Genomic DNA, 12,629 nt, shown 5'->3' with positions numbered 1-12,629 from the left:
ATGCCAAAAGAAAACTCTGAAAGAGTTTTCTTTTGGATACTTGAAGATATTTTATCACAACTTGAAACTTCTGTCCAGCAGATAGAACAGAAGTTTAGATGTTACTGTTCACAGGTAGTATTCCGCGAGGTGTTTTGCCATGAATAATGGCAAAATCCCGATCACAGTAATTTTTAGTGGATCAGGTTGCCTACGATTCCGTAAGAAACCACATACATGATCACAGTTGCCATGATCAGTCCACACAAAATTGCAATAGATGATTTCTTGATGTCGACTTCCAGAAGTGAAGCAATCAGAGAACCCGTCCATGCACCGGTTCCCGGAAGCGGTACTCCCACAAACAAAAGTAGTCCGAGGAATTCATATCGTTTAATCTGGTCGCTCTTTCCCATGGCACGATTTTCCAGTCTTTCGATCAGTCCGCGGAAAACCTTTGTTTTTTTCATCAGTTTAAAAATCTGACGGATAAAGAGCAGAATAAACGGAATCGGAATAATATTTCCCATAATACAGATTGGGATGGCTTTTGCTGCTGATACTTTCAGAAGTGATGCAGCCAGAAGCCCTCCTCGAAGCTCCAGGATCGGGATCATGGAAATGATAAATATGATCAATTCCTTTGAAATATGCTGTGACAGGTTATCCGTAAACCACTGAACTAAAACTTCCATAAATTCTCCTTTTTGAAATACTCTTTTACGAAATCAAGGAAAGTCTGCATTTCTTTTCTTGTTCCGATTGTAATGCGCAGGTGATTATCTGTTCTTCCACCCGGAAAATAACGTACATAAATGTGCTGTTCCCGCAGTGCCTGAAACAGCTGTTTTGCCGGACAGTTCACATGGGACGCAAAAATGAAGTTGGCTTTTGAGTCTTCAAAAGTAAAGCCAAGGTTTCTCAGTTCCTGCTTTGTCCATTCTCTTGTCTCTATGATTTTATCGCAGGTCTCACGAAAATATGCCTGATCTTTGATCGCAGCCACGCCTGCTTCAATCGATGTGCGGTTCATCGTATAAGAGTTGAACGAATATTTCACATCATTCAGATAAGCGATCAGTTTCGGGCTTCCCATTGCAAATCCGATACGCATACCTGCCATGGATCTTGATTTGGAAAATGTCTGAACGACCAGCAGATTCTCGTATTTATCGATCAGGGAAAGTGCTGATTCTGTACCAAAATCTACATATGCTTCATCTACGATCACAATCACATCCTGATTATGTAAGATAATTTCTTCTATCTCATCAAGCGGCAGAGACACACCGGTCGGTGCATTTGGATTTGGAAAAATAATGCCGCCGTTTTCACGGAAATAATCTTCTTTCTTTATATGGAAGTGTTCGTCCAGTTCCGGACGCTCGTACGGAATCTGAAACAGATCTGCCCATACATCGTAGAAAGAATACGTAATATCTGGAAAGAGGATCGGTTTTTCACTGTTAAAAAATGTCAGAAAGCTCATTGCAAGCACATCATCTGAACCGACGCCTACAAACACCTGCTCATCCAAAATGCCATATTCAGCCGCGATCGCATGAACCAGATCCTTTGCGGCAGGATCCGGATAAAGTCTCAGTGCATCTGTCTCTGTATTTTTAAGCACCTCTGCTACACCCGGTGCCGGAGGATATGGATTTTCGTTTGTATTTAATTTGATCATATCCGGCTGGTTCGGCTGCTCACCCGGTGTATACGGAACTACCTTGCGGATATTTTTTTCCCAGTTGTTCATTCTAAAGTCTGTCCCTTCTTTATTAAATCAGATGCGTGCAACACCTGTTCTTCCGGCAGCCTCTGCAACAGCTTTAGCTACTGCCGGTCCGACACGCTTGTCAAAAGCCTTCGGAATGATGTTGTCCGCACTCAGCTCTTCATCACTGATCAGTGCCGCAATTGCTTTTGATGCGGCAATCTTCATCTCTTCATTGATATCACTTGCCCGCACATCAAATGCACCACGGAATACACCCGGAAATACCAGTACGTTATTGATCTGGTTCGGGAAGTCGGAACGTCCGGTTGCCACAACCTTCGCGCCGCCTTTTTTTGCTTCATCCGGCATGATTTCCGGTGTCGGGTTTGCCATTGCAAATACGATTGCATCATCTGCCATCGTGCTTACCATCTCCGAAGTTACGATATTCGGTGCAGATACACCGACAAAAATATCTCTGCCTTTCATGGCAGTCTTCAAATCGCCGTGCAGACGCTCTTTGTTTGTGATCTCTGCCATTTCTTTCTGTGCCGGATTCATCCATTCTTCACCCGGTGCCAGGATACCGTTGCGGTCAACAAGGATCACGTCACCGATTCCCAGCGCAAGAAGGAGACGGCAGATAGAAATACCTGCGGAACCTGCTCCGTTGATCACAACTTTTGCCTCGGAAAACTCTTTGTGTACATAACGAAGTGCATTAGTAAGACCGGCAGCCACGACGATTGCAGTTCCATGCTGGTCATCATGGAATACCGGAATGTCACATTTTTCTTTCAGTTTCTTTTCGATTTCAAAACATCTCGGAGCAGAAATATCTTCGAGGTTGATACCTCCAAAAGACCCGGAGATCAGATAGATTGTATTAACGATCTCATCAACATCATTGCTCTTGATACACAGAGGAAAAGCATCAACATCACCAAATGCTTTAAAGAGTGCACATTTGCCCTCCATAACCGGCATTCCGGCTTCCGGTCCGATGTTGCCAAGTCCGAGGATTGCGGAGCCATCTGTAACGACCAGACACATGTTCCATCTTCTGGTAAGTTCATAAGATTTATTAATATCCTTCTGGATTTCCAGACATGGCTGTGCTACGCCCGGTGTATAGGCCAGAGAAAGGTCTTCTTTATTTTCTGCCGGTACACGTGTAACGACTTCAATCTTGCCCTTCCATTCTTTGTGCAGTCTCAGTGATTCTTTGGCATAATCCATCTTATTTTCCTCCTGCATATCTCTGCGGTTTATTTTTGCTGCATTTCATCTATGCATTTTTCAATCGTATCCATATGTTCTGACATGCAGAGTTCTGCCTGTCTGTCATCGTTATTTATTATCGCCTCTACAAGCCGACGATGCTGCTCATCGATCTGCACTTCCGAGTGATCTTTCTGCATAATATAATCCCGGATTCCGGAAATTGTATTCTCTGTAAGCTGATCTGCCGCCGTAAGCACGCTGAAGATCATCGGATTGTTGGCAATCTTTGCAATCTTTGTGTGTAATTCTTTATCAATCTCTCCGCGACTCTTCTCATCCTCTGCCATATCCATCCGAGCCAGAATACGCAGAAGTTCTGCTGCATCCAGTGGTGTACATTTCCTTGCTGCAAGGATCTCCGATTCTCTTTCGAGTGCTGCACGAAGCTGCTGGTTCTGTCTGATATAACCATTGTTCAATTTAAAAAGAATCGATAACGGCCCGATGAGCCAGCTATCAAGATCATCTGCTATATAATTACCGCCGCCCGGTACCGGTTTGATGATTCCAAGAAGTTCCAGCGCTCTGAGAGCCTCACGTACTGCCGGTCGGGACACTCCCATTGTCTCTGCCATCGTTCGTTCTGCCGGAAGCGCATCCCCCGCTTTCAGACGTCCGCTCTGGATATTATCCGTGATCTGGTCCAATATTCCATTAAACGTCCGCTCGTCTCCGATTTCTTTAAACATATCCCTACCTCCTGCATTCTCTACTAATATATCATTTCCGACAGTTGTCGGCAAGTCTTCCCTGGCGTTACGGCTGGATTCTTTTATGATTACTGTTCACTCCGTTCACAGTAACCTGGTCAAAATGCGTTTCAAATCACCTTCGGTGATGGCATTTTGCCCTGTATGTCTCGGGATTTTGCCATATTCATGGCAAAACACCTCGCGGAATATTACCTGCCAACAATAACCTCTTATGTACATTTTGTGTTTTATTTCTAAACTTTTTCCATATTATATTGACAAGTTGAAAAAAGAACGCATAATGGGAGGTATATATTATTTATTAAGTAAGGGAGATTATCTTATGAAAAAAAGAAACATTTTGCTTTTTTCAGCAATCGCTGCCGCATCGATCACCATGGCGGGCTGTGGTTTTTCCGCAGAAGATCCTGCTGACAGCCAAGCTGTATCCATAACACCAGAAGCAGAAGTCACCGCTACACCGGCTCCTACAGCCACTCCTGCTCCTACCGCTACACCGGCCCCGACCGTAACTCCTGCCGCTTCCGCTGATGGCGCTGCTGCAGGCACAACAGCTGCAAACGGAACTACAACCGATGGAACTACTTCTGACGGATCGGCTTCTGCAGACGGCACTTCCTCTGATGCATCTGCCGGTACTGACTCAGGCTCTGATACAGGCGCTTCCAGTACAAGTACTTCTTCAGGAGATGCTTCTTCCTCTGTAGGAAATTCTTTCACTTCCTTCATGGATGCATACGGTACACCGATCGAGTATGAGCCGGCATATGATGCAAACGGCAACGAAGTAGGTGGTGTTTATTCCTACAACGACTTCTCCGTTACAACAGACTTCACTTCTGGAAGCGAAGTTGTGACAGCAGTTGATTATTATTGATTTTAACCTCAAAAGAATCCCTCTCTCATCACTGAGTGGGGGATTCTTTTTTCTTTGCTCTTTCGTATTCTTTGAGTTCTTTCAGAGCTTTCTCGCCCTGCGGATACAAAATGATAATATTAAAGATCGTCATCAGTCCGATTCCGACATCACCCAGATCCCACACAAATGTGTAAGCTGCAAGACCGCCGATAAACAACATCACAAGCGCCAGTACTTTGTATGCAGTCTGCGAAGCCCAGTTATCTCCGAAAAGGTATGCAACATTGCTTCTCGCATAAAACAGGATGCCAAGGAATGTTGAAAAACTGAATAAAAACAGCGTTGCCGCAATAAAGATCACGCCAAACCGCCCAAGATGATGTTCCATAGCCGTCTGCAGAAGATCCATTCCGGAAAGTCCGACAACTTTCTCTTCCGGTGCGAGCAGCATAATAAATGCTGTACAGCTGCAGATCACGATCGTATCGACAAATACACCGAGCGCCTGAACCAGTCCGGCTTTGACCGGCTGATCACATTCCGCTGCTGCTGCCGCACACGGAGCAGACCCGGAACCTGCTTCATTCGAAAACAATCCACGTTTGATTCCATTCATAAGAACTGCGCCAAAACCACCTGCTGCAGCCTGTCGGAATCCAAATGCTTCCGCAAAAATTCTTGCAAAAACACCTGGCAGACTTCCAATATTCATCACAATGATCAGAATCGTGATTGCAAAATAGCATACCGCCATGACCGGCACTACCATATCCAGAATCTTAACTGTCGCATCTTTACGAAGCACGATCACAGCAGCCACAGCAACGAGTACTACCGTCGTATAGATCGGCGGAATTGAAAATGCATTTTTAAAAGAAGAGACAACGGAATTACTGATCACCTGACTGATACCGCACCAGCAGATCAGACCGGAGATTGCAAACAACACAGAAATTACCACTTTGTTTCTCTTTTTCTTTTGTTTTTCTTCTACATATGCATGAATATAATACGCCGGACCGCCGCGGTAACCACCGTACAGTGGGTCTTTTTCTTTGTATAGCTGTGCCAGCGTCGCTTCAATAAAAGCTGTCGATGAACCGATAATTGCCGTCACCCACATCCAGAAAACCGCACCGGCGCCGCCTGCTGAAATCGCCGCGACAACACCGACCAGATTTCCCATACCGACACGGGTTGCCGTCGAAACGATCAGTGTCTGAAATGAAGACAAACTGTTTTTATCTTGTTTCTTCTCGACCAGTGCCTGCACCATATCCGGAAATAACCGGATCGGCAGAAAACGCGTCCGAATTGTAAAATAAATTCCTGTGGGAATCAATAATATAATTAGAAGCGAAATCCCCAGAGTGCTGCCGCCCGGCAGTGGAATCTGCACCAGATCCCCCCACAAAAAACTATATACTTTCTCTATCAAATTAACGATCATACTTTAAACCCTCTTCCATTTCTCACATACCCAAAAAAACTCCGGGCAGATACTATCTCAGTATAGCCCATATTACCCCTTAAACACAAGCACTTTTGGGGTTTAAAGTCAAAAACTTTAAATAATCTAAGATTCATTGTCATACCCTCCCGCAGTACTTGACGGTTACAGCATGTTTGTTTATAATAGGCTTGTCTGATGAATACTGTTTATTCAGACATTTCAAATTACATACAGATTGATGACAGGGGAGCTTGTATCACAGGCTGAGAGGAAGTTTGTAACTTCGACCCATAACCTGATTTGGATAATGCCAGCGTAGGGATGCGTTAGATGATTTGAAGTGCATTTTACCCGGTTACGGGGAGGCGTGATATTTTATGATCTCTTTTGTTTTCAGTCGAAGACGAGGGAGGTCTTATTTTATGTTCAGCTTTATGGTAACAAGCGAAGGCGGACTGACAACAGCCGGATATGCCATTGCGATCATCGCAGGAATCGTTCTGTTCCTCGCCGCAATCTACTTTGCAGGCAAAAATTCAGAAAAGAAAAAACTCACAACAAGACAGCTTGTTTTCTGTGCTGTAGCAATGGCGCTTGCCTTTGTTACTTCTTATCTTAAAATCTTCACCCTTCCATGGGGCGGAAGCGTCACACTCTGCAGTATGCTTTTCATCGTACTGGTTGCTAACTGGTATGGCGTAGGCACCGGCATCACCGTTGGTCTTGCTTACGGAATCCTGCAGTTCATTCAGGAACCATATGTACTTTCCTTTTTCCAGGTATGCTGTGATTACATCCTTGCATTCGCCGCTCTTGGTATTGCCGGCTTCTTTGCAAAACAGAGCCACGGCCTTCTGAAAGGTTACATCGCAGCTGTGATCGCACGAGGATTTTTCCACGCACTCGGCGGATACCTGTACTGGATGAGCTACATGCCGGATAATTTCCCGAAATCACTCACAGCTATCTACCCGATCGTATATAACTACAGCTACCTGCTTGCAGAAGGAATCATCACCGTGATCGTGATCTCTATTCCTGCAGTGTCCAAAGCACTGACTCAGGTAAAGAAGGCAGCACTGGGTACTTCCCTGTAACCCGCCAGTTTCACAGGGTACTTCCCTGTAACCCGCCAGTTTACACTTGCAAGTGTAAAGAAAAACCGCAAAGGGACTTGCCAGTCCCCTTGCAACCCCTGGGCGAAATGTAAGACGGAGACTTTTTCTTATGTAGCACCCTTAGAAAAATTCTCCTGGTGTTTCAGATCAGCAATTTTTCGTATAAATGATATTGCTGTATATAAAAATAGCGGGATTCTTCTCTGCCTTATGGAGAAGATGTCCTGCTGTTTTTTCATTCTGCTGGTTACTATGTCAGTAATTAGTCGGCATTGTTCTGATATTTATTCTGCTGCTACTCTGCTGTTATTTTCCTGGTCTCCTGCTCTTCTCCACAAATTTGGTTGACCTGGAACTCCGCTCCCACAAACCGAGTCATCTTCCAGCTCCTGCTTCAATGACTTTCAAGCAAGTTTCCGTAGTCTAAGTCATCCCTTTTCATGTATTCCGTTGACCTTTGTCAGACTTACTCTTCTCCAGATCATCCATTTTCATGCGCCCCGTTGACTCTTGTCAGATTTATTCTTCTCTAAGTCATCCATTTTTCCTAGATTCCATTGACTTCCTGACACCTTTCCTATCCACAGGGCAATTCATCCTCTCAATTTCATTGATCCCCTGACGCCTTTCCATCCACAGGGCAATTCATCCTCTCAATTTCGTTGATCCCCTGACACCTTTCCATCCACAGGGCAATTCATCCTCTCAATTTCGTGGATCCCCTGACACCTTTCCTATCCACAGGGCAATTCATCCTCTCAATTTCATTGATCCCCTGACGCCTTTCCCATCCACGGGGCAATTCATCTTCCCAAATTCCGTTGACTCCTCCACTACTTACTTCTCTCTCAGTCACCTCACACCCATAGAATGAAAAAATACCAGAATTCCCTTCCCCATACGGAGACCAGGGATTCTGGCATTTCTCATATTCCTGCATACTTATACACCCTCGGAGGCTTAAAAAGCCCAGGGGTGTGCAGAGGGGAACGGCGAGTTCCCCTTTGCGGTCTTCTTTACATGTCAATGTAAATTGACGGATTCCAGGGCAGTCCCCTAGAAAGGATTGTAGAATCGTCCAAACTTAATGGTTACTATAAGGCTCACCACCAGCAGCACCACACCGATCCCAAGTGCCACAAAATCCCCTACAGCAAATGGTCTTCTGGTGTACCATGTACGTTTCTTATTCTTTCCGAATCCACGAAGCTCCATGGCATTGGAAATAGTATCGATCCGGTTCAGGCTCGTCAGGATCAGCGGAAGCAGGATATTGACCGAGTTTTTCAATCGTGAGAAGAAATGCTCATTCTTTCCGAGCTCCACGCCTCTCGCCTGCTGCGCCTGACTGATACTGTGATAATCTCTCTGGATATCTGGAATATAGCGAAGTGCGATTGCCACAGAATATCCTACTTTATAGGAGATTCCGATACTGTTCAGGCTCGCTGCAAATTCACTTGGATTCGTCGCCGAGATAAACAAAATTGCTACCGGCAGCGCCACAAAATATTTCAGTGAAATATTCAGCATATAAAACAGCTGCTCCGCCGTCACATCGTATCTCCAGAAAAGATGACAGAGCACATGTCTCGTTCCATACAGATTCGTTCCCTGATTCGGATCAAATAAGAAAATGAACAAATTATTCAGGAGCAGAAAAACAAGCATAAAGATCATCATAAAACGGACTTCCCGGTATTTGATCTTGCTGAGTTTGAATGCAACAAGACTTACTGCGAACAACCCTAGCAGCACCCATGTGTTGTATGTGATCATACTTGCGAACGTGAACAACAGGAAAAAGGCCAGCTTTGTGGTTCCTGTCATCTTATGTACAACGCTGTCGCGATCCAGATAATTCAAAACAGTCTTAGCGGCCATTGCTGCGCACCTCCCTGTCTTCTCCGATAAATCTTTCTACAAATGCTTCCGGCGGTGTGATCTCACACTGATTTGCCAGCGTAAACAGACTGGTTTCTTTCAGTGCTGCTCTCTCGATCAGTTCCGGATCACACAGAACTTCCGAAGCCCTGCGGTCCGCAATGAGCTGTCCATCTGAGAATACCAGTGCACGCGGTGTATACTCCAGCATCAGATGCATATCATGAGTGATCATCACAACCGTCACGCCACGTTCATTCAGCTTACGCAAAAACTCCATGATTTCTGTATAATGTTTGAAATCCTGTCCTGCCGTCGGCTCATCCAGAATGATCAGTTCCGGATCCTGCACCAGCACACTTGCGATCGTCACACGCTTTTTCTGTCCGAAACTAAGTGCTGATACCGGCCAGTTACGAAACGGATAAAGTCCGCAGATTTTCAGAGTATCTTCTACCTTCTGACGAATCTCCGCATCAGGCAGCCCAGCCTTTTGAAGGCTCAACGCCACCTCATCATAGATCATAGTTTTGGAAATCATCTGATTTGGATTCTGCATAACATATCCGATATATTTTGCACGATGGCGGATATTTTCTTTCAGAAGATCTTTGCCGTGGAACATCACTTCCCCGGAATCCGGATCTTCAAATCCGCAGATCAGCTTGGAAAACGTCGATTTACCGGCACCGTTTCGTCCTACAATACTGACCATCTCTCCCTTGTCAATCGACAGGCTGACATTTCGAAGTGTCTGCTGCCCTTTCGTATATCCGAAATTTAAATGCTTCACTTCCAGAAGCTTTTCACGCTCTCCTTCATCTTTCGGAAGCGGCTGTGCTTCAAACCATTCCTTAAGTTTCTTACGATCCGTCCCATCCAGTACAACAGAATCTACATGTGCCGGTTTCTTTTCCTTCGTAATTTCAATCCCTGCGTAACGCATTGCTGTCACATAAAGCGGCTCACGGATACCATTGTCACTGAGCAGGCTCGTAGAAAGAAGCTCGTCCGGTGTCAGATCCGCAAGAATCGTTCCGTCATTGACCAGCACGATACGGTCCACGTTTCGCCAGAGTACATCCTCAAGGCGATGTTCAATGATCAGAACCGTCGTGCCTGTTTTTTTCTGAATTTCATCAATCAGCTCGATTGCCTGCTTGCCGGCTGCCGGATCAAGGTTTGCCAGTGGCTCATCAAATAGAAGGATTTTGACCTGATCAACCATAACACCCGCAAGGCTGACCCTCTGCTTCTGTCCACCGGACAGCTCGTGTGGTGCATAATCCAGATGATTTTCGATTCCGACAAGCTCTGCGACATGACGGGTGATCGCATGCATTTCATCCTGAGGTGTACAACTGTTTTCCAGTGCAAAAGCAATGTCTTCACCTACTGTCAGTCCTATAAACTGTCCGTCCGGATCCTGCAAAACCGTTCCCACGTGGGCAGACAGGTCAAAAATACTGCTGTGCGGTGCATCCACACCATCCACGGTCAGCGTACCTTTACATTCTCCCGGATTGGAAAAAGGATTCAGACCATTAATGCATCCTGCAAGCGTACTCTTGCCACTGCCGGACGGTCCTGCTATCAGCACCTTTTCGCCCGGATAAATATCCAGATTGATTCCTGTCAGTGTAGGCTTCTTCTGCGCCCGGTACTGGAATGAAAAATCTTTGAATGAAATAACAGGGGATTTTTTTTCAGTCATTTAAACACCTCAAATTTATTATCATAAATAAAACAATCCAAAACAACAGCATAGAAAAAGCCTTTTCACAAGCCATTAAAGCTACATGAGAAGGCTTTGTCATCATATCTTATTCCTGATCGAGGGAACCTTTCTTTGCAATGGTCTTTGTGTATGCCAGAATCAGAAGTCCGCCTACAACCACACCTGTAACTGTGTTGGAAACTGCGGCAAATACACCCTGAGCAAATACCTTGTTTGCAGGCTCTGCATAAATAAGGATGTCAAGTACCGGAGCTACAACTACCCAGCCGATCACATGTGCGATCACGTTGGAAACTACGAATACAGCAACTTTGCCTTTACCGAATTCGCCTTCCTGAACGTTCAGTTTCTTGGCAAACAGGCCGATAACCACACCAACGAATGCGGAAGTGATTACCCAGCTCCACCACGGGCTTCCGCCCCATGACAGGTCGATCAGTGCATGACCGATGAAGCCGATCAGACCACCTGCTACCGGGCCGTACATTGCAGCCAGAAGTGCAAGTACTGCATACTGAAGGCTGATGTTTGTGTTCGGTACCGGGCTTGGTATTGCAACAAAACGTCCCAGTACAAAGAACAGTGCTGCGCCGATTCCGACGGCAACAACGGTTTTGATACTGCTGTTGTTTTTCATGATTTTATCCTCCTCAAAAAGTACATGTTCTCCGGTTATACCGGAGACAGTGATAGTATAAGTCTTTTAAGCGGATTTTGTCAATGGATTCCAAGTGCTTCTTTTGCAAGTTCATCAACCATATCGTTGTATTTGTCGTTGGAATGACCTTTGACCTTCCGAAATTCGATGTGTACCTTTTCTTTTGCCTTCTGATAAAAATCACGATATGCGATTGTCCCCGGTTTGTTGGCTTTCCAGTCCCCGTTACACCAGCTCGCGATTCCCTGATAATCATGATATATAATAATAGAAGGAATTCTGTGATCCAGTGCATACTGCATCGCGGCTTCGCTTCCTTTGATCTCACCTGCTACATTTCGCATCTGTGCAAGCTCCGGGTCTGTCATCTTCTGAGAAAATTTTTCCTCTTTTCCGTCGATCAGAACAACCATTCCGTAAGAAAATTCTTTCGTGCCAACATGGTAGCTTCCATCAACGTAGATCTCAACCGCGTCTGAATTTGTTTTTTCCATTTGGACACTTCCGGTCGTCACCGTTTTTTCCACACCAGATTCATTTTCTCCTGCACCTTGTCCACATTTATCGCAGCAGCTGATTCCCAGATACTCCTTCGCCTCTGCTTCCGTCCCGAAGCTCTTGTATATTGCTCCGGGATACCCCATCACCTGATTCTTACATTCATCCCAGGTAAGGAACATCCCGGTCTTTCTGCCCTGTCTAACTGCATAAAATTTCTTTTTTGCCATGCTGCCTCCGATACAAAAGAAGACCACTCCGTCTCTGAAATGGTCCTCTCTTCGTTACATTATTTAATATAAAAATTATTCAGCAACTGCGATTGCTTCTACTTCACACAGAACGTTCTTCGGAAGCTGTTTAACAGCAACGCAGGAACGAGCAGGTTTGCTTGTGAAGTATTTTTCATAAACTGCGTTGAATGCTGCGAAATCAGCCATATCAGCAAGAAAACATGTTGTCTTTACAACGTTGTCAAATGTAAGGCCAGCTTCTTCGAGGATAGCGCCTACATTCTTGCAGGACTGCTCTGCCTGAGTTTCGATCTTGTCGCCTGCAACTTCACCTGTTGCCGGATCAACCGGGATCTGTCCTGATGCAAATACAAAGTTTCCTACCATTTTAGCCTGAGAATATGGTCCGATTGCTGCCGGAGCCTTTTTAGTTTCAAGAGTTTTCATGATTAATCCTCCATTATTCGTTTTTCTCATCTTAGCACCGAACGA

The 12,629-nt window shown here is 45.2% G+C and carries 12 protein-coding genes and 1 riboswitch; of the genes, 2 read left to right on the top strand and 10 right to left on the bottom strand.

Translation table 11 applies throughout. The features are described from left to right. Positions 1-173 precede the first annotated feature (173 nt). Genes DWW86_RS05620 through DWW86_RS05605 form a run of 4 tightly spaced genes read right to left on the bottom strand, consistent with a single transcriptional unit; the run spans position 174 to position 3,672 of the window. Positions 174-674 carry a COG2426 family protein gene (locus DWW86_RS05620; RefSeq protein WP_072522080.1) on the bottom strand — a complete coding sequence of 167 codons (501 nt, stop codon included), beginning with the start codon at positions 672-674 and terminating at the stop codon, positions 174-176. Then, positions 662-1,738: a histidinol-phosphate transaminase gene (hisC, locus tag DWW86_RS05615; RefSeq protein WP_117942519.1), complete on the bottom strand. Its 1,077-nt coding sequence runs from the start codon at positions 1,736-1,738 to the stop codon at positions 662-664. The genes DWW86_RS05620 and hisC overlap by 13 nt, the downstream gene beginning before the upstream one ends. A gap of 27 nt (positions 1,739-1,765) precedes the next feature. Further along, a complete protein-coding gene (locus DWW86_RS05610) occupies positions 1,766-2,938 on the bottom strand; it encodes an NAD(P)-dependent malic enzyme (protein ID WP_117942518.1) in 1,173 nt (390 codons plus the stop codon). Positions 2,939-2,967: 29 nt separating this feature from the next. Next, entirely contained in the window at positions 2,968-3,672 is a 705-nt protein-coding gene (locus DWW86_RS05605) for a FadR/GntR family transcriptional regulator (RefSeq protein WP_117942517.1), read from the bottom strand. Positions 3,673-4,018: 346 nt separating this feature from the next. Between DWW86_RS05605 and DWW86_RS05600 the strand changes: the two genes are divergently transcribed. After that, entirely contained in the window at positions 4,019-4,573 is a 555-nt protein-coding gene (locus DWW86_RS05600; protein WP_117942516.1) for a hypothetical protein, read from the top strand. A 28-nt stretch (positions 4,574-4,601) separates the two neighbouring features. Here the strand turns inward: DWW86_RS05600 and DWW86_RS05595 are convergent, their stop codons facing one another. Then, positions 4,602-6,005 (bottom strand): alanine/glycine:cation symporter family protein, encoded by a 1,404-nt coding sequence (locus tag DWW86_RS05595; protein ID WP_117942515.1) that lies wholly within the window; start codon positions 6,003-6,005, stop codon positions 4,602-4,604. Positions 6,006-6,241: 236 nt separating this feature from the next. After that, positions 6,242-6,347: riboswitch (TPP riboswitch) on the top strand. A gap of 83 nt (positions 6,348-6,430) precedes the next feature. Here DWW86_RS05595 and DWW86_RS05590 point away from each other — a divergent pair. Next, positions 6,431-7,105, top strand: a complete 675-nt coding sequence (locus tag DWW86_RS05590; protein ID WP_072522086.1) for an energy-coupled thiamine transporter ThiT — start codon at positions 6,431-6,433, stop codon at positions 7,103-7,105. 1,077 nt (positions 7,106-8,182) lie between these two features. On the opposite strand, the gene DWW86_RS05580 is transcribed toward DWW86_RS05590, so the two are convergent. The 5 genes from DWW86_RS05580 to DWW86_RS05560 form a co-directional block, all read right to left on the bottom strand. Further along, positions 8,183-9,010, bottom strand: a complete 828-nt coding sequence (locus tag DWW86_RS05580) for an energy-coupling factor transporter transmembrane component T family protein (RefSeq protein WP_117942513.1) — start codon at positions 9,008-9,010, stop codon at positions 8,183-8,185. Beyond that, positions 9,000-10,724: an ABC transporter ATP-binding protein gene (locus DWW86_RS05575; RefSeq protein WP_117942512.1), complete on the bottom strand. Its 1,725-nt coding sequence runs from the start codon at positions 10,722-10,724 to the stop codon at positions 9,000-9,002. Before DWW86_RS05575 ends, DWW86_RS05580 begins: the two co-directional genes overlap by 11 nt. A gap of 109 nt (positions 10,725-10,833) precedes the next feature. Next, positions 10,834-11,385 (bottom strand): ECF-type riboflavin transporter substrate-binding protein, encoded by a 552-nt coding sequence (locus DWW86_RS05570; RefSeq protein ID WP_117942511.1) that lies wholly within the window; start codon positions 11,383-11,385, stop codon positions 10,834-10,836. An 80-nt stretch (positions 11,386-11,465) separates the two neighbouring features. Then, positions 11,466-12,134: a ribonuclease H1 domain-containing protein gene (locus tag DWW86_RS05565; RefSeq protein WP_117942510.1), complete on the bottom strand. Its 669-nt coding sequence runs from the start codon at positions 12,132-12,134 to the stop codon at positions 11,466-11,468. A gap of 75 nt (positions 12,135-12,209) precedes the next feature. Next, a complete protein-coding gene (locus DWW86_RS05560) occupies positions 12,210-12,584 on the bottom strand; it encodes a RidA family protein (protein WP_072522091.1) in 375 nt (124 codons plus the stop codon). Positions 12,585-12,629: the final 45 nt, after the last annotated feature.

Origin of the sequence: Ruminococcus sp. AF17-22AC (assembly GCF_003460065.1) — a bacterium.
Lineage (GTDB): Bacteria > Bacillota > Clostridia > Lachnospirales > Lachnospiraceae > Blautia_A.
This window is presented reverse-complemented; position numbering and strand designations above follow the sequence as displayed.